Source organism: Micromonospora sp. NPDC004551, assembly GCF_040609975.1.
Taxonomy (GTDB): Bacteria; Actinomycetota; Actinomycetes; order Mycobacteriales; family Micromonosporaceae; genus Micromonospora.
Window position 1 is genome coordinate 1 of sequence record NZ_JBEXLM010000026.1, and the last position, 17,294, is coordinate 17,294.

Sequence of the window (17,294 nt, forward strand, 5' to 3'; positions counted from 1 at the left end):
ACTGGCCGATGACGCCCGAGCTGGACGACCAGACGGTGTTACCCGACTCGAAGCCCGGGTTGCCGAGCTTCTGACCGGCGCCCGTGCAGCCACCGGTCCCGGTGACCGTCAGTGAGTACGTCGCCGTCTTCGTGCCCGACGCCGCGGTGCCGCTGATCGTCACCGGGTAGGTGCCGGCCGGGGTGCTCGCCGTGGTGGCGATGGTCAGCGTGGACGAGCCGCCCGAGGTCACCGAGGACGGGCTGAACGACGCGGTGGCACCGGTCGGCAGGCCGCTCGCCGAGAGGCTGACGGACTGGGCGGACCCGCTGGTGGTGGCGGTGGCCACGGTGGCGGTCACCGAGCCGCCCGGCGCGGTCGAGCCGGAGGTGGGTGAGACGGAGACGGAGAAGTCGTTCGTCGGTGGCGGAGTCGTGCCGTTCACCACGTAGAGCAGCCGGTTCGGCGTGCCCGTGCCCACGTTCGTCACCACGTTCGGGGTGGCGTTGTTCACCAGGCTGTCCCGCACCTGTTGCGGGGTCCACGAGGGATTCGCCGAGAGCACGAGCGCTGCCGCGCCGGCCACGTGCGGCGACGCCATCGAGGTGCCGCTGATCGTGTTGGTGGCGGACGTGCCGGTGTACCACGCGGAGGTGATGTTGACGCCCGGCGCCAGGATGTCGACGCAGGTGCCGTAGTTGGAGAAGCTCGCGGCGGCGTCGTTGTTCTGCGTCGCCCCGACGGTGATCGCCGGCGCGACCCGGGCCGGCGAGTAGTTGCAGGCGTTCTGCCGGTTGCCCAGGATGTCGCCGTTACCGGCCGCCACGGCGTACGTGATGCCGGAGTTGATCGAGTTGGTGATCGCGGTGTCGATGGAGCTGTTGGCGGAGCCGCCGAGGCTCATGTTGGCCACGGCCGGCTTCACCGCGTTCGCGGTGACCCAGTCGATGCCGGACACCACCTGGGCGTTGGTGCCGCTACCCTGGCAGTTCAACACCCGGACGCCGACGATCTGGACGCCCTTCGCCACCCCGTACGACGAGCCGCCCACCGTGCCCGCGACGTGCGTGCCGTGGCCGTTGCAGTCGTCGGCGGAGCCGCCGTCCACCGCGTCGAAGCCCGAGACGGCCCGGCCGCCGAAGTCGTTGTGCCCGAACAGCACGCCGGTGTCGATGATGTACGCGCGCACGTTCCCGGCCGTGTTCGGGTAGGTGTAGGAGCTGTTCAGGGGCAGGTTCCGCTGGTCGATCCGGTCCAGGCCCCAGGACGGCGGGTTCGTCTGGGTGCCGGCGATGGAGACCGTGTGGTTCTGCTCGACGTACGCCACGGCCGGGTCGGCCGCGATCCGCGCGGCGGCCTTCGCGCCGACGGTGAGTTCGAAGCCGCGCAACGCGGCGCGCCAGGTGCGGGCGACCGTGCCGCCGTGCCGGGCAGTGAGCCGCTGCGCGGTCTCGGTGACCCGGCTCGGGGCGACGGCGCTGTCCTTCAGCACGACGAGGTAGCTGTCGGCCACCGCGGTGGGACCACCGGCGGCGCGGATGGTGCCGGTGGGTTCGGCGGCCGAGGCGGGGGACGCGGCCGCGAGCATGGTCAGGGCGGCCATTCCGACGAGTACGGACCGGTGTGGGAGACCCATCTCCCTACCTCCCTCCGACCGGCACAGGACCGTCCGCCCGGTGAGGCGCGAGCGGATCGACACTGACCGATCATTAAGAGGCTAGGTCAGCGGTGGAAAGACTGTGAACATGTCGGAACCGCCATAACGCCGGTGGGATGACCCCTACGGGAGGGCGTACGGGGGGAACCGGGGTGCCGTCCCGGATTCGGCGCACGTCGATCCAGGCCAGGCTGGACACCATGGACGAGCCTCTCACCGTGCTGCTCCCCGTCGCCGCCGTCTGGCTGGCCGCCGGCGTGCTGGCGGACGGGCTGCCCCGGCTGGACCGCGCCCGCGCGCTGCGGCGGCGTACCGGATGGTTGTCCGCCCTGGTCCTGACCGGCCCGGCGCTCACCGCGGCCGTCCTGGCGGCGGGCCTCCAGAGCGCCGGCACGACGGCGCTCGACCGGGCCGCCTCCGGGCTCGCCCTCGCGGCGGCGCCGGCGCTGGTCGTCGCGGTCTGCACGGTCCGCCGGGTCCGGTGGCTGCGGGCCGGCGCGGGCGCGTTCGCCGCCGCGCCGGACACCCCGGCTCCGCACGGGTTGCGGGCCGCCGCGGCGCACCCGCTGATCGGCCTGCCGCTCCAGGTGACCGCAGTGGCGGCGGTCGGCGCGGTGCTGCCGGCCACGGGCGTCGACCTGCTCGCGACGCCGGCCGTCGCCGGGCCCGCGATCACCGTCGCGGTGCTCGGCGTGATCGCGATCGGGGTACGCCACGCCCTGCGGCACAACCGCCTCGCCGAGCGGGCGCTGCCGCCGGCGGTCGCGGTGTCAGCGCGGGCGGGCCGTCCCCTGCACGTATAGCAGCTCCAGGATCGCCCGGGTCGCCTCGAACCAGCGGTCCAGCCACCCCGGCGGGGGCACGCTGCCCTTCGGCGGCAACTCCATGAGGAGCCCGCGCAGCAGCGGGTGGTCCACCAGGGACTCCGGCTGCTCCATCGGCCAGCCGGTCGGCGGGAAGGACGGCTCGGTGAGCGGGTTCGGGTCGAGGGACGGCAGGGAGAGCGGCGGGCCGGCCTGGTCCGGAGCGGCCGTGTCACGGCCACCGATCTCGGTGTCGCCCGAGCCCACCTCGGTGAGGACGCTGTCCCGGCGTGCTCCGCGGTACTTGCCACCGAACCGCTCGGGCTTGCCCGGGCCGTTGGTCAGATTCTCTGAACCGATCGTCGTCATCCGTCTCGCCTGCCTCGCTCGGTTGCCGATCTGTGCGGTTCAACGAGGCGGGATCGAACTGGCGACGGGTGCCCGGATCCGGCCGGGGCGCGGACGACATGATCCCGCCCGGCGACGCTGCCGGGCGGGACCACGCTCATGGGGCGGGACGCCGGTTCAGCTCCGGCCGAACGTACCGCCTCTGGCGCCGGCGACGAAGGCGTGCCAGTCACCAGGGGCGAAGACCAGGGCGGGGCCCGTCCTGTCCTTCGAGTCCCGGACGCCGACCGCCCCGGTCACATACGCGACCTCCACACAGTTGTCACAGTTCGGCCCGCTCTTCGAGCTCTTGAACCACGTCGCCTGCGTCAGGTCCACGGGGAACTCCTTGGTCGCCATTTCCACAACGGCTCCTCTGCCAGTTTTGCGATGTGTGCGATGGATTCCTCCGGGCGAATGGCCGCCGCTCGAATGTGATCGAAGATGAAGCTGTACTTCTGTAGCTCGTCACTCTTCTCGAGGAAGAGCCCACCCGTGGCGTTCTCCGCGTACACGACATCGGGATCACTCGGTTCGGGGAAGCTGAGGATCGTGAAGGTGCCGTCCATGCCGGCGTGCGCGCCCACCTCGAAGGGCAGGACCTGCAACGTCACGTTCGGCAGTTCGGCTATCTCCACCAGCCGTCTGAGCTGGCCACGCATCACCGCGTCGCCGCCAACCGGCCGGCTCAGCACCGCCTCGTCGAGCACCACCCACAGATCGACCGGATCGTCCTGGGTCAACAACGACTGACGGCCCAGTCGGACACGCACCCGTTGTTCGACCTGTTCAGCGGAGAAGTCGGGCCGAGCGGCCCGGATCATCGCCCCCGCGTACTCCTCGGTCTCCAGCAGGCCCGGCACGACCTGCTGTTCATACGCCCGGATCGAGCTGGCCGCCGCCTCCAGCCCCACGTACGCCCCGACCAGCACCGTGCTGTACGGATGCCACCAGCCCTTCTGCCGGGCCTCGCGAGCGATCTGCACAAGCTCGTCGCTCTCGGCGCCGACGACCCCGTAGATGCGGAGCATGTCCCGCACGTCCCGCGGGGTCGCGGTGGTGTGACCGGTCTCGATACGCGAGATCTTGGAGGCCGAACACTCCAACTGCTCGGCGACCGTCTCGATGGTGATGCCGGCGGCTTCACGCTGCCGGCGGAGTTCCGCCCCCAGGCGCCGACGCCGGATGGTCGGGCTGCGCCGCTCGCTCACGACGGCACCCCACGGGTCGATGGACGGGGATTCCCGCTCCTCGCACGCACCCGGCTACCTCCGGTCGGTCGCGCCCGGCTACACGCCCGCCGGGGCGCGACCGGCGTACGGCGGGCGAGCGTTCGCGGCAGGGGGGTGATGCCGGTCGTCGACCGGCCGCGACGGGCGAAACCGGCGTCCAGTGTGCCGTCCGGAGACCTGAGGCTTCAAGCGTCCCGTTCACGTGTCGTGCTCGCGTATCGGCAAAAGTCGACGTGCAACTTGCATGAAGCACGTCGCTGATGCACTCTGTCGGTATGGCACGGGTTACTCACCGTCTTCGCATGATCTCCGGGCGTGGTCGCACCACGGGCCGCGGGACGGCAGGAGGGGAGCCGTCCCGCGCCCTGCGACCTGCCCCGGGATGAAGACCCCGCCGCTGCACGCCGGCTCGGCTGCGGCGGCGGGAGCGGTAACCGGGAGCAGCCGGGTGATGGTCGGGTGGCGGTCCGCCACCGCGGGTACGGCCCGACCAGCACCGACCCACTGATCAGCCGGTCCACGAGGTAGATCCCCCGTCACCGGACAGACCTGTCCCCCCGATCAGCCTCGCCGGCCCGTCCGCCGGCCGATCCTTCCCAGGAGCCCATGTGCTTCCCCGCTCCGGTGACGTACTGCACGTGACTCGCGCGGCGAGTGTCCAGTTCCTCCGACCGATCATGTTCCGGGTGATCCGGGTGCTCGACTGGCCGACCTACGACGGTTGGCTCTGGCTCGACGGCTACGAGTTGAACGCGGCGGGGGACGCGGTCAGCCGGCGGTCGATCTTCGTACAGCAGGAGGGCCTGCGGCACCTCCAGGCCGCGCCGGCCCCGCGTCCGCATACCGTCCGGACGGCCCGCCGTCCGGTGGCCCGGACCCCGGTCCAGGTCGGCTGACCTCACGAATCCCGGTCGGGGGGCGTGCCGCCGCCATAGAATCGGTACGCCCACCCCGGCAAGCTCCACCCCGCGCGCTCCGGACCCTGAACCTGGGATGGTCATGGTCAATCTGCCCGCCGCGCGGCGGCACCACCGGTCCCGTATCCGCTACGCCCTCGGGCTTCTCGCCTTCCTCGGTGCCGCGACCGCACTCGCGCTCGTGGTCCGCCATCCCGCCTTCTCCGCCACCCAGGAGTTGACGGAGCCGGTCCCGGCTCCGGAGATCACCGTGGCCGGGGAGGGCAACCGGCCCGCCACCGATCCGGAGGACGAGCCCGACTGGGTCGACCCACCGGCCGCCGGCACGCGGGACGGTGACTCCGCCACGTCTCTTCCCGGGCAGGCCGCAGGCGGGGCCGGGGCCGGGGAGGCCACGCTCGCCGAGCGCCCGTCGGCCGTCACCGATCTCAGCCGGTCGCTGTTCTACTCCGGCCTGCTCGGCCTCGCCATCTCGCTGGCCGGACTGGGCCTCGTCGGCACCCGCCGCCGCCAGTGGTGAACGCTCACGGCGTGGCGGTGGCCGTCGGCGGGGGCGTCGTGGTGGCCGCGTCCGTCGTCGGCGCCGCGGCCCGGGCCACCACGAGGGTGACCCGATCCCCCTCGGCGACCGGCTCGCCGGCCTGCGGGTCGGTGTCGATCACCGTTCCCGCCGGCTGGTCCGAGGTCCGGTACCGCACCCGGTAGTCCACGCCCAGCCGGTCGAGCGCCGCCCGGGCGGCGGACTCCGGCAACCCGGTCAGCGGTGGCATCGGCACCTCGGCGGCCGCCGTGGTGGTCGGCGGGCTGCTCGGGGGCGAGCTGCTCGGCGCGGCAGTGGTCGGCGTGGCACTGGTCTGCGGTGCGGTGCTCGGCACCGCTGAGGGCGACAGGCCCGGCTCGGCGTCGCGGTCCGCCGCGCGGAGGGCGAGCCAGACGCCCAGGCCGATCAACGCGACCAGCAGCAGCGCAAGAATGCCCAGGAGGATCGGCATCCACCAGCGGCGACTCGCCTGCTCCTCGGTGTACCACTCGCCGCCGGGCTCCGGGTACCCGGCCGGGCGCGGTGGAGGCACCCCGGCACGCCCGGACCACGCGGGGCTGACCGGCTCCGGGCGGGTCGCGTCGGCCGGCCGCCGCGCTCCGGCACCGCTTTCCTCGCGGGGCAGCGGGCGGGTCTCGTCCGCGTGCTGACCGCCGCCCGGTTCCCGTGGCATCGCGCGGGTGGTGTCGGCGTCCTCGGTGGGGCGCTCGGGTGGCAGGGGGCGGGTGGGGTCCGGGTCGGGCCCGTTCCGGTCGGGAGGCAGCGCCCTTGTCGCGTCCGGCTCCTCGGCGGGTGGTTCCTGACGGTCGTCGCTCATCGCACGTCCTTTCCCCACCGGGGCAGGGCGGCCTGGCCCTCGATCGTCCACGGTAGCGGTCCGCCCCACCATCGGCAGGCATCAGCGCGCCGGGGCCGGTCAGGGCGAGGGGAGCGGGCCGGCGGTCGGCGTGGTGGCGGGCTCGCCGCCGCAGGTGAGGGCGACCGGGTCGTTCCATCGGGCGGCGCTGCCGGGGGCCGGGTCCTGCGCCGTGACCGGACCCTGCCGTCCGGTGCGGTAGCGGGGGTAGAGGCCGGCGGCCACCAGATCGTCCGCCGCGTCGGCACAGCCCAGGGCAAGCAGGTCGGGCACGGCGACGGCCGGCGCCGGGCCGGCGACCCAGAGGGTGACGGTGACGCCGCGCTTCACCGGCGTACCGGGGGCGGGCGAGGTGCGCTCGACGGAACGGCCGGAGCCGCTGCCGAACACCAGCCGCCAGCCGAGCCGGCGGTCCCGCAGCTCACGCCGGGCCTGCTCGAAGTCGGTGCCCACCAGCTGGGGCACGGTCAGGCCGGCGGGGGTCGTGGTGCGCGTACCGGTCGGCCGGTCGGCGGCCGTGCTCGCCGGCGCGGCGGTGGGCGGGACGGGGTCGACGTCCGCTTTGGTGGGGGCGGCGGCGGGCGGCACGGCCGGCCGGTCCGGCTCCCCGGCCAGGACCCAGCCGCCGCTCGCCCCGATCACCGCCAGCAGGACCGCCGCCAGACCGCCGCCGAGGAGCAGCCGGGTCCGGTCGGGCCCCGCTTCGCGTACCTCGGGCTGCCGGTCCGGGTACCCGTCGTCCGTCATCGCGTCCCCCGCCTCAGTCACCGGCGACCGTATCCGGCGCCACCAAGCTCCTCGCGGCCGATCCGGCCTCCGCCAGCACTCGCCGCGTCGACCTTGGGACGCTACGCTCCCCGGCATGGCCAGACGAGGCTGGGGAGGATCGACCGCCGCCGCACTCGGCGTCGCCGCCGGTACGGGCGCCGCGCAGCTCGGCTTCGGCTACGGGCTGGGCATCATCAACTGGGCGCCGGCCGGTGCCGACCGGGTCGACGCGGCCTGGGTGGCCAGCCTCGCCTGGGCCACCTGGATCTCCGCGACCTCGGTGATCGCCGGCGCGGTCTGCGCCCAGCGGCTGCGCGGTGCGGACGACGACGAGCCGGCGGGCGCCCTGCCCCGGCTCGGCCTGGCGCTTGCCGCCGGGGTGGGTGCGCTGATCACCGTCCTGCTGGTGGCCGTGCCGGCCCGGGCCGCCCACGTGCCGGACACGTCCTCGCCGCAGGCCGTGGCCGCCGGATACGCGGCCGCCGGTCTGGTGCTCGGCGTGCTGCTCGCGACCTGGGCACTGCACACCCGGGCCGCCGCCACCAACCTCATCGCCACCACCGGCTGGCTCTGGCTGCTCGCCGTGGTGTCGGTGGTCGACGGGGTGCTCTCCGGCCGAGGCCTCACCACCGCGCAGCTCGGCATCTGGCAGATCAGCGCGGACAGCGGCCGGTTCTGGATCCGGGACTACTTCTACTGGCCGGGCGCGCTGCTTTCGCTCGGTTCGGCCCTGGTGATCGGGGTGCTGGCCGCCCGGTGGGCGGTCCGCGCGCCAGACCGACGGGTCGGGGCGGCGGCCTCCGGGGCGGCCGGTCCGCTGCTGGTCGCGCTGGCCTACCTGCTCGCCGTGCCGAGGCTCGCCGGGATCGCGGCCGAGCAGGTGTCGGCCCACCTGATCGCTCCGTACGCGGTGATCGCCGGGATCGGCGGCTCGGCCCTGATGGCCGCGCTCGCCCAGCGGGCCGACCGTCACGCCGCCGAGCAGATCGCGCCGGCCGACGTGCGCCTGCCGCGCCAGCGCACCGGTGAGCCGCACGAGCTGGCGGCCCCCGACGAGGACGCGCCGGTCAGCGGCTCCGCCGAGACCGCGTTGGCGCCCACCGGCCCACAGCGCGGATCCGCGCCGGCCGAGGCGCCGGACGACCCCGCGCGGGAGGTGGCGGGTGGCCGGCGCGGCCGGGCCGTGCCGCCGCAGCGGCGGCCGGAGTCCACCCCGGCGGACCGCACCGAGCCGATCCGGACCGGTGACGACCCGGTGGCGGCCCCGGCTGCGGTGGAGACGCCGGGCGGAAGCGAGCCGGACGGCGCACCGGAGGGCGGCGCGACCGCGCCGACCACCGGACCGAAGGCCCGCCGCCGCAACCGCTGACCCTCGCCGGTAGCGGTGTCAGTCGACCGGCCAGGTGTGTACGGGTTCGTTGGCGCGTTGCAGCTCGGCGTAGCGCTGGACCATGTGGTGCAGCGCGGCCTCCCGGTCCATGCCGCGGTGCCGCTCGGCGGCCCACACCGTCTCGGTCTGCCAGACCGCGCCGTTGCGGCCCGTGCGGCAGCGCTCCTCGATCACGCCGAGGAGATGGTCCCGCTCGGCCGGGGCGACACCGAACCGGTCCAGCCCCTCGGCGGCGGTGGGCAGCAGCGTGTCGAGGACGAGCGTGGTGACCGGCACGTCGCCGAGCCGGGGCCAGTGCAGCACCGCGTTGATGCCGCGCCGGGCGGCGGCGTGGAAGTTCTCCTCGGCCGAGCTGAAGGTGAGCTGGCTCCAGATCGGCCGGTCCGCCTCGGCGAGGCCGCGGGCGAGACCGAAGTAGAAGGCCGCGTTGGCGAGCATGTCGACCACGGTCGGCCCGGCCGGCAGCACCCGGTTCTCCACCCGCAGGTGCGGGCGGCCGTCCATGATGTCGTAGACCGGGCGGTTCCAGCGGTAGACGGTGCCGTTGTGCAGCCGCAGCTCGCCGAGCTGGGGCACCCCGCCGGCGTGCAGCACCTCGACCGGGTCCTCCTCCTCGCAGATGGGCAGCAGGGGCGGGAAGTAGCGGACGTTCTCCTCGAACAGGTCGAAGATCGAGGTGATCCAGCGCTCGCCGAACCACACCCGGGGGCGTACGCCCTGGGCCTTCAGTTCGTCCGGGCGAGTGTCGGTGGCCTGCTCGAACAGGGCGATCCGGGTCTCCGCCCAGAGCTGCCGGCCGTAGAGGAACGGCGAGTTGGCGCCGATCGCCACCTGCACGCCCGCGATGGCCTGGGAGGCGTTCCAGTAGTCGGCGAAGCTGTCCGGCGCGACCTGGAGATGGAACTGGAGGCTGGTGCAGGCGGACTCCGGCGCGATCGAGTCGGTGTGCGTACGCAGCCGCTCGACGCCGCGGATGTCCAGCTCGATGTCCTCGCCCCGGGCCCCGACGATCTGGTCGTTGAGCACCCGGTAGCGCTCGTCGGTGGAGAGGTTGTCGGCGACCAGGTGCCGCTCCGTGAGCGTGGGCAGGATGCCGACCATCACGATCTTCGCGTCGGACTTCGCGGCCCGCTCGTCGGCGCGGCTCAGGCTGCTGCGCAGGTCGTGTGCGTAGTCGGCGAAGCCGTTGCCCTCGATGAGCCGGGGCGAGGCGTTCAGCTCCAGGTTGAACTGCCCCAGCTCGGTCTGGAAGAGCGGGTCGGCGATGTCGGCCAGGATCTGGTCGTTGCGCATGGCCGGCTCGGCGGCGGCGTCGACCAGGTTGAGTTCGATCTCCAGCCCGGTCATCGGCCGGTCGGCGTCGAAGCCGAAGTCGTCCAGCATCAGCGCGAAGACGTCCAGGCACCGCCGGACCTTCTGCCGGTAGCGGACCCGATCCTCCCGGGAGAAGGCGCCCTGCTCGACGTCTCTGCCCATCTGTCCTCCCGGCGCCGGGGCCACGGAACCGTACGGTTCCGCAACGCATTGTGAACCATTCACGTTGAGTGCGTAAGTGCGCCCGGTCCGCCGGATCGGCGGCTGGGCGCAGGTCTGCACTCCTACCCAGCGGCCGCGCGCCGCACCGCGATCGACCTGCGAACAACACGTGACAATTCGCACCCAGCGGCGTACGACGACGGGCCCGCGCCGTCGGGTGACGGCGCGGGCCCGTGGGGTCGTACGCGGAGGATCAGGCCTGGCGGACGGCCTCGCCCTCGATCTCAATCTTGATCTTCTTGCCGACCAGGACGCCGCCGGTCTCCAGGGCGACGTTCCAGGTCAGGCCGAAGTCCTCCCGGTCGATCTCGGTCGACGCGGAGAAGCCGAAGATGTCCTGGCCGAAGGGGCTGCGGCCGACGCCCTCGAACTCGACGTCCAGGTCGACCGGACGGGTCACGCCCTTGATGGTGAGCTCACCGGTGAGCACGAACTCGTTGCCGTCGCGGGACTTCACGCCGGTGCTGCGGAACTCCAGGGTGGGGAACTGCTCGGCGTCGAGGAACTCCGGGCTGCGCAGGTGCGCGTCGCGGTCGGCCTGGGCGGTGTTGATGCTGGCGGCCTGGATGGTGGCGGTCACCGACGACTGCGTCGGGTCCTCGGCAACGGTGATCGTGGCGGTAGCCTCGGCGAACTCACCGCGTACCTTGCTGACCATCATGTGCCGCGCGACGAACCCGACGCGCTTGTGAGCCGCGTCGAGCAGGTAGGTGCCGGCGGTCGGGATGGTGAGACCCTCCCAGTCGCGGGTAACCGCTTCGATGCTGCTGGTCATGCTGGTGCCCTCCAGGGAAGATTGTTTAGTAACCCAACGACTGACTGAGCAACTATAGGCATAGCAATATTCCCTGTGTCAAGGACTGCTAGGATGTCAGCGTGGACCAGAACGTGTTCGACGATCCCCGGATCACCGCCATCGGCCTCCTCTTCGAGGCCAGCGCCGGGCTGTCGGCCCGGTTCGCCGCCCAGTTCGAGGAGCACGGCCTCTCCCCGGTCGAGTTCGAGGTGCTGATGCGGCTCAGCCGGTCGCCGGGCCACCAGCTCCGGATGACCGACCTCGCGGCGCAGACCTCCCTGTCCACCAGCGGAGTCACCCGCGTGGTCGACCGGATGGAGCGCGACGGCCTGCTTCGTCGCCGGGCCTGCCCGTCCGACCGGCGCAGCTCGTACGCGGTGGTCACCGCCGCCGGCCTCAGCCGCCTGGACGAGACCCTGCCCGGCCACCTGCGGATCATCGAGCAGTGGTTCACCGGTCAGCTCGCTCCGGCCCAGCTGGAAGCGCTCCTCGACGGCCTGCGCCGGGTCCGCGACGCGGTGCACCCGGGGGCGACCGCCGGCAGCACCGAGCCCGTGCCTGCCGGAGGGCCGGCCGACTGCTGATCGCCGCAGGCTCGGGCGCGTTCGTGGGTCACCGGCAGAAAGACCGGCAGAACCGGCTAAGCACGCGGGCATAGCCCCGCATAAGCCCCTAAAACGGCCGCGCCGGCTGGTTAGGCTTCCCGGCAGCGGGGGGGCACCGGGGGGTGCCGGCGCGAGCGATGAGCGAGGGGCAGCACCAGGGGGCTTCTTCGCTCGCGCCACCCCCGCGCCTTCCCCGGCCGGCCTCAGTCGCCCCGGGCGCGTTCCCGATTGGCCATCAGCGCGTAGAGCAGGGCCTCCTCCCGCGGCAGCAGCCGGATCCCGGTGGCCCGGCAGGCCCGGTCCAGCCGGTCCAGCACCGCGACCTCGCCGGTGCTGGCCGCGAGCCCGACCAGCGCCTCGACCAGGTCGCGCCGCTCCCCGCCGCCGGCCGTCGACTCGGCCGCCGCGGTGAACCACTCGGCGGCCAGTTCCCGGTCCCCCCGGTGGAGCGCGAGATGGCCCTCGATCAGCGCGCAGACCACCTCCTCCGGCGGGACGTCACGCCGCTCCCCGCGCGGGTCGAGGGCCTCCACGCCCGGCGGCCGGCGTTGCGCCGGCACCGGGTGCGCCGGGCGCAGCTCGGCCAGCACCTCCGCCGCCTCGGCCGCCCGCCCGTCGAGGGCGAGCGCGAGCCCGACCGTGCCGAGCACCCGCCGCCATCGCCCCGGTTCGCCAAGCTCGACGAGCGCGCCCGCCACCCGCCGCCCCTGCTCCACCGCGTCGACGTAGCGGCCCTCCAGCCGGGTCACCTCGGCCGCGTCGGCCCGGGCCAGCAGGCGGAGCCGCTGCTCCCCGCACTGGGCGGCCAGCCGGTCGACCGTCGCCAGCCGGCGCCGCGCGCCGGCCAGGTCCGCCACACGTACGTCGTGCCAGGTGAGGTGCTGGTGGGCGACGGCCATCTCGCGTGCCCGGCCGTGGTGGGTGGCCAGCTCCAGTGCCGCCTCGGCCTGCTCCCGAGCCTCCCGATGCGCACCGGCGGCGCTGAGCAGCGTGCAGAGCACCGACCGGGTCGACAGCTCACCGGTCACCTCGCCGGCCGCCCGGAAGATCTCCAGCGCCTCCCGGGCCGCCGGCAGCTCCACCCCGCCGGCACCATGCTCGGCGGCGAGGCGCGCGGACCCGAGCAGCGCCCAGGCCCGCAGCACCGGTGTGGCGTCGGCAGTGCGCGGATCGGCCAGCAGGCGGCGCAGCCAGCGGCGCCCGGAGACGTCCCGTCCGCGCAGCCGCCACCAGCGAGGCAGGGCCGCCGCCAGGAGCAGCCCGGTCGCCGGATCGTCGTCGGCCGCGTGCGCCAGGGCGGCCGTGATGTCGCTGGTCGCCTCGTCGAGGAGGTGCACGGCGGTGGGCAGGTCCGCGCCGACCAGGTTAGGGGCGGTACGGCGTACCAGACCGGCGACGACCAGGGCGTGCCGGCGCCGGATCGCGGTCAGCTCCCCCTCGACGGCGGCCTGCTCGGTGGCGAAGTCGCGCACCGCGTCCAGCAGGCGGAACCGGAACGGGCCGGTGCCCCGCACGCTGAGCAGCCCGAGTTCGCGCAGCCGGTCCAGCAGGGGAACGGCGTCCCGCCGCTGCCCACCGTCGGCCAGCAGGTCCTCGGCCAGCTCCACCGACCAGCGGTTGCGGAATGCGGAGAGCCGGCGCAGCGCCGCCCGTTCGGCGGGCGCGAGCAGGTGGTAACTGGTCGCCACCGCCTCGCGCAGGGTCACCGTGCCGGCGGCCGGGTCGGCGGGCTCCCAGCCGGGGCGTACGCCGGCCAGGTCGAGGACCCGGTCGCCGTAGCGGTCGAGCAGTTCGGTGACGTCGAGGATCCGGCCCCGTGCGGCCATCAGCTCGATGGCCAGTGGCAGCCCACCGAGGCGGCGTACCAGCGCGGCGAGCGCCGGCAGCTCGGCCCGCGTGGGTGGCTCCCGGCGCGCCTGGGCGAGCCGGGCGAGGAACAGGGTCGCCGCGGGCCAGCGGGCCAGCTCCGCGGGGTCGGCCGGCTCCTGTCCCGCCGGCGGCACGTCGAGCGGCGCGACCGGCCGCACCAGTTCGCCGGGAAGCCCCACCGGACGCCGGCCGGTGACCAGCACCCGCAGCGTCGGCGCCGCCGCGACCAGGGTGCGCAGCGCCTCGGCCACCGGGCCGGGTGCCCGCTCGACGGCGTCCACCAGCAGCAGCGCGGGCCGTCCGCCGAGCCGGCAGGGAAGATCGGCCAAGCGATTCACGCCGAGCACCGCGACCGAGGCGGCGAGCACGTCGGCGGCGTCGGAGCCCTCGCCGACCAGCACCCCGGTCACGCCGGCCGGATGGTCGGCGGCCGCCGCATAGGCGACGGTGAGGGCGAGCGCGGTCTTGCCGACACCGGCCAGCCCGACCAGGCTCACCACCGGGTGCTCGGAGAGCAGGGAGGCCACCTCGTCGACGTCCCGGTCCCGCCCGAGCAGCGGGACCGGCTGGGGCAGCGCGATGGGCGTACCCGAATCGGTGGCGGCGGAGCCGGTGACCGGAAGGTGCCGCGCGGCCGGGCGCGGCGCGGCGGCCGCGTCGGGACCGCTGACCGTGAGGTGCGGGGCGGCGTCGGTACCGCCGGCCGGCAGGTGGGTCTGGGCCGGACGGGCCGCGGCGAGGAACGCCTGCCGGGCCGGACCGGCCAGGCCGAGAGCGTCGGCCAGCAGGTCGACGGTGGTGCGCTGGGGTCGGGTGGCCCGGCCCCGCTCCAGATCGCGGACGGTCCGCACGCCGACGCCGGCCCGGGTGGCCAGCTCGGCCTGCGTCAGGCCGGCGGCGAGCCGGTGCCCGCGCAACAGGTCGGGCAGCGCGGCGCGGCCGCCCGGGCTCCGCGAACGATCATGATCGGGAGTCATGGGCACGAAGAGTACGGATCGGGTCGGACGCTCCACAGCCCATCGTCGGGCAGCCGACCGTCCAGTGCCGATATCCGACAGACGGTGGACCCGCCCGGGCGCGACCGGCCCGGGCGGGCGCCGCTCACATGCCGAGATCGCGAGCGATGATCATGCGCTGCACCTCGCTGGTGCCCTCGCCGATCTCCAGGATCTTCGAGTCGCGCCAGAAGCGGGCCACCGGGTACTCGTTCATGAAGCCGTAGCCGCCGTGGATCTGGGTGGCCTCGCGGGCGTTGTCCACCGCGATGGTGCTGGCGTGCAGCTTGGCGATGGCCGCCTGCCGCTTGAACGGCTCGCCGGCCAGCATCCGGGCGGCCGCGTCGTAGTAGGCGAGCCGGGCGGTGTGCGCCTTCATCTCCATGTCGGCGATCTTGAACTGGATCGCCTGGTACGCGCCGATCGGCTGGCCGAACGCCTGGCGCTCCTTCGCGTACTTGATCGACTCGTCGACGCAGCCCTGGGCGAGCCCCACGGCCAGGGCCGCGATGGCGATCCGGCCCTCGTCGAGGATGCGCAGGAACTGGGCGAAGCCCCGGCCGCGCTCGCCGAGCAGGTTCGCCGCCGGCACCCGGCAGTCGTCGAAGGTCAGCTCGTGCGTGTCCGAGGCGGTCCAGCCGACCTTGGAGTAGCCCGGCGCGACGGTGAAGCCCGGCGTGCCGGACGGGACGATGATGGTGGACAGCTCCTTGGTGCCGTCCGGCCGCGTGCCGGTGACCGCGGTGACCGTGACCAGCGACGTGATGTCCGTGCCGGAGTTGGTGATGAACGCCTTCGAGCCGTTGATGACCCACTCGTCGCCGTCCAGGACCGCCCGCGTCTGCGTGCCGCCCGCGTCCGAGCCGGTGCCCGGCTCCGTGAGCCCGAACCCCGCGAGGGCCTCGCCGCTGAGCAGCTTGGGCAGCCACCGGGCCTTCTGCTCCTCGGTGCCGAACCGGTAGATCGGCATCGCGCCGAGCGAGACCGCCGCCTCCAGGGTGATGGCCACGCTGGAGTCGACCCGGGCCAGCTCCTCCAGCGCCAGGCAGAGCGCGAAGTAGTCACCGCCCATGCCGCCGTGCTCCTCGGCGAAGGGGAGACCGAACAGGCCCATCTTGCCCATCTGGCGGATGATCTCGTACGGGAAGGTGTGCTGCTCGTAGTGCTCGGCGATGGCCGGCGCGACCACCTCGCGGGCGAAGTCCCGCACGCTCTCCCGCAGCGCCTCTTGTTCGTCGCTGAGCCGGAAGTCCATCTGATCCTCCTGTGGGATGCCCCTGTGGACGGGCCGCCCCGGGCGCTCGTGGCGCCGGGGTCGGGTGATGCGGGTCGGGGTGGGTCAGACCGGGGTGACGCCGTGCCGGCGCTTCGCGAAGTGCCGCTCCTTGCCCCGCGCGGCGGCGAACCGGCGGACCAGGTCGGCGCGCAGCTCGTGCGGCTCGACGATCGCGTCCACCACCAGCTCGCTGGCGAGCCGGACGATGTCGATGTCGCGCTCGTACTCCTCGCGCTTCGCGGCGACGAAGGCGGCCCGCTCGGCCTCGTCCTCGATCGCGGCGATCTTGTTGGCGTAGACGGCGTTGACCGCGGCCTCGGCCCCCATCACCGCGATCTTCGCGGTGGGCAGCGCGATCGTCGCGTCCGGCTCGAAGCCGGGGCCGGCCATCGCGTAGAGGCCGGCGCCGTAGGCCTTGCGGACCACTACACAGATCTTGGGTACGGTCGCCTCGGAGATCGCGGTGATCATCTTCGCGCCGTGCCGGATGATGCCCTGCTTCTCCACCGCGCTGCCGACCATGAACCCGGGCACGTCGGACAGGAACAGCAGCGGCACGTTGAACGCGTCGCAGAGCTGCACGAACCGGGTCGCCTTGTCGGCCGAGTCGACGAAGAGCACGCCGCCCTTGAACATCGAGTTGTTGCCGACCACGCCGACGACCTCGCCGTTCAGCCGGCCGAAGCCGATGGTCAGCTCCTTGGCCCAGAGCGCCTGGATCTCGAAGAAGCTGCCCTCGTCGAGCAGGCCCTTGACGTAGCGGCGCATGTCGAACGCCTGCCGCTCGCTGGCCGGGACGAGGGCGGCCAGGTCGGCCTTCTCCGGCGCGGGCGTCGCCTCGACGGCGGGCGGCATCTGGGTCCAGTTCGTCGGCAGGTACGACAGGTAGCGCCGGACCACGTCGAGCGCCTCGGCCTCGGTCTTGCAGAGGAAGTGCCCGACGCCGGACTCGGCGCAGTGCACCTTCGCCCCGCCCATCGCCTCCAGCGTGGTCTTCTCGCCGGTGACCATCTCGACCATCCGGTCCGAGCCGAGGTACATGCTGGCGTTGCCCTCGACCATCGCGACCACGTCGCAGAACGCCGGGATGTAGGCCCCGCCCGCCGCGCTCGGCCCGAACAGGGCGCAGACCTGCGGGATCGAGCCCGAGGCGCGGACCTGGTTCCAGAAGATCTTGCCGGCGCCCCGCCGGCCGGGGAACAGGTCGACCTGGTCGGTGATCCGGGCCCCGGCCGAGTCGACCAGGTAGACCATCGGCACGCTGGTCGAGTAGGCCCGCTCGATGATCCGGATGATCTTCTCGACGGTCCGCGCGCCCCAGCTGCCGGCCTTCACCGTGGAGTCGTTCGCCATCAGGCAGACCGGCCGGCCGTCGATGGTGGCCGTGCCGGTGACCACGCCGTCGGCGGGCAGCCCCTCGGCCATCGCGTTGGCGTAGAGCCCGTCCTCGACGAAGGAGCCCTCGTCGACCAGGTATGCGACCCGCTCGCGGGCGAAGAGCTTGCCCTTGGCGGCGTTCGCCGCGTGGTACTTGTCCGCACCGCCGGCCTTGGCGCGCTTGCGCAGCTGCTCCAGAGCCTCACCGTCGAGCGTCACGCCGACTCCCATTGCCACCGGCCGCCTCGTGAGCGCGCCGACCGACCTGAACGATCGTTAGGCTAGCGCATTCCCGCCCCCTCCGGCGACC

General features: G+C 73.6%; 16 protein-coding genes. 5 read left to right on the plus strand and 11 right to left on the minus strand.

Annotated elements, in window-relative coordinates; all coding sequences use genetic code 11:
- Nucleotides 1–1,615 (minus strand): S8 family peptidase (locus ABZW14_RS25705; protein WP_355351121.1); only part of this gene is annotated, 1,615 nt, incomplete at its 3' end.
- A gap of 221 nt (nucleotides 1,616–1,836) precedes the next feature.
- Here ABZW14_RS25705 and ABZW14_RS25710 point away from each other — a divergent pair.
- Complete coding sequence (locus ABZW14_RS25710) at nucleotides 1,837–2,439, plus strand: hypothetical protein (protein ID WP_355351123.1); 603 nt, start codon at nucleotides 1,837–1,839, stop codon at nucleotides 2,437–2,439.
- On the opposite strand, the gene ABZW14_RS25715 is transcribed toward ABZW14_RS25710, so the two are convergent.
- From ABZW14_RS25715 to ABZW14_RS25725, 3 genes are all read right to left on the minus strand, one after another.
- On the minus strand, nucleotides 2,407–2,808 hold the full coding sequence (locus tag ABZW14_RS25715) for a hypothetical protein (RefSeq protein WP_154229319.1): 402 nt from the start codon (nucleotides 2,806–2,808) through the stop codon (nucleotides 2,407–2,409). The genes ABZW14_RS25710 and ABZW14_RS25715 overlap by 33 nt on opposite strands.
- Nucleotides 2,809–2,964: 156 nt before the next feature.
- Nucleotides 2,965–3,186, minus strand: coding sequence for a DUF397 domain-containing protein (locus ABZW14_RS25720; RefSeq protein ID WP_254341389.1), 222 nt, complete (start codon nucleotides 3,184–3,186; stop codon nucleotides 2,965–2,967).
- Nucleotides 3,156–4,037, minus strand: coding sequence for a helix-turn-helix transcriptional regulator (locus ABZW14_RS25725; protein WP_254341387.1), 882 nt, complete (start codon nucleotides 4,035–4,037; stop codon nucleotides 3,156–3,158). Before ABZW14_RS25725 ends, ABZW14_RS25720 begins: the two co-directional genes overlap by 31 nt.
- A gap of 629 nt (nucleotides 4,038–4,666) precedes the next feature.
- Here ABZW14_RS25725 and ABZW14_RS25730 point away from each other — a divergent pair.
- Nucleotides 4,667–4,954: a hypothetical protein gene (locus ABZW14_RS25730; RefSeq protein WP_355351126.1), complete on the plus strand. Its 288-nt coding sequence runs from the start codon at nucleotides 4,667–4,669 to the stop codon at nucleotides 4,952–4,954.
- Nucleotides 4,955–5,051: 97 nt separating this feature from the next.
- On the plus strand, nucleotides 5,052–5,495 hold the full coding sequence (locus ABZW14_RS25735; protein WP_355351128.1) for a hypothetical protein: 444 nt from the start codon (nucleotides 5,052–5,054) through the stop codon (nucleotides 5,493–5,495).
- Between the two features lie 4 nt (nucleotides 5,496–5,499).
- Here ABZW14_RS25735 and ABZW14_RS25740 read toward each other — a convergent pair whose 3' ends face one another.
- Together ABZW14_RS25740 and ABZW14_RS25745 are read right to left on the minus strand one after the other, a co-directional pair.
- A complete protein-coding gene (locus ABZW14_RS25740) occupies nucleotides 5,500–6,333 on the minus strand; it encodes a PASTA domain-containing protein (protein ID WP_355351130.1) in 834 nt (277 codons plus the stop codon).
- A 99-nt stretch (nucleotides 6,334–6,432) separates the two neighbouring features.
- A complete protein-coding gene (locus ABZW14_RS25745; protein WP_355351132.1) occupies nucleotides 6,433–7,119 on the minus strand; it encodes a PASTA domain-containing protein in 687 nt (228 codons plus the stop codon).
- A gap of 115 nt (nucleotides 7,120–7,234) precedes the next feature.
- Between ABZW14_RS25745 and ABZW14_RS25750 the strand changes: the two genes are divergently transcribed.
- Nucleotides 7,235–8,509: a hypothetical protein gene (locus tag ABZW14_RS25750; protein ID WP_355351134.1), complete on the plus strand. Its 1,275-nt coding sequence runs from the start codon at nucleotides 7,235–7,237 to the stop codon at nucleotides 8,507–8,509.
- Nucleotides 8,510–8,527: 18 nt separating this feature from the next.
- On the opposite strand, the gene ABZW14_RS25755 is transcribed toward ABZW14_RS25750, so the two are convergent.
- Both ABZW14_RS25755 and ABZW14_RS25760 read right to left on the minus strand, forming a co-directional pair.
- Entirely contained in the window at nucleotides 8,528–10,006 is a 1,479-nt protein-coding gene (locus tag ABZW14_RS25755; protein WP_355351136.1) for a glutamate--cysteine ligase, read from the minus strand.
- A 253-nt stretch (nucleotides 10,007–10,259) separates the two neighbouring features.
- Nucleotides 10,260–10,841: a YceI family protein gene (locus tag ABZW14_RS25760; RefSeq protein ID WP_355351138.1), complete on the minus strand. Its 582-nt coding sequence runs from the start codon at nucleotides 10,839–10,841 to the stop codon at nucleotides 10,260–10,262.
- A gap of 101 nt (nucleotides 10,842–10,942) precedes the next feature.
- Here ABZW14_RS25760 and ABZW14_RS25765 point away from each other — a divergent pair, with 101 nt between their 5' ends.
- Nucleotides 10,943–11,446 carry a MarR family transcriptional regulator gene (locus ABZW14_RS25765; protein ID WP_355351140.1) on the plus strand — a complete coding sequence of 168 codons (504 nt, stop codon included), beginning with the start codon at nucleotides 10,943–10,945 and terminating at the stop codon, nucleotides 11,444–11,446.
- A 224-nt stretch (nucleotides 11,447–11,670) separates the two neighbouring features.
- On the opposite strand, the gene ABZW14_RS25770 is transcribed toward ABZW14_RS25765, so the two are convergent.
- The 3 genes from ABZW14_RS25770 to ABZW14_RS25780 form a co-directional block, all read right to left on the minus strand.
- Nucleotides 11,671–14,313 carry a helix-turn-helix domain-containing protein gene (locus ABZW14_RS25770; RefSeq protein ID WP_355351142.1) on the minus strand — a complete coding sequence of 881 codons (2,643 nt, stop codon included), beginning with the start codon at nucleotides 14,311–14,313 and terminating at the stop codon, nucleotides 11,671–11,673.
- 124 nt (nucleotides 14,314–14,437) lie between these two features.
- Nucleotides 14,438–15,586, minus strand: a complete 1,149-nt coding sequence (locus ABZW14_RS25775) for an acyl-CoA dehydrogenase family protein (RefSeq protein ID WP_355351144.1) — start codon at nucleotides 15,584–15,586, stop codon at nucleotides 14,438–14,440.
- 84 nt (nucleotides 15,587–15,670) lie between these two features.
- Complete coding sequence (locus ABZW14_RS25780) at nucleotides 15,671–17,203, minus strand: acyl-CoA carboxylase subunit beta (protein WP_355351146.1); 1,533 nt, start codon at nucleotides 17,201–17,203, stop codon at nucleotides 15,671–15,673.
- Nucleotides 17,204–17,294: the final 91 nt, after the last annotated feature.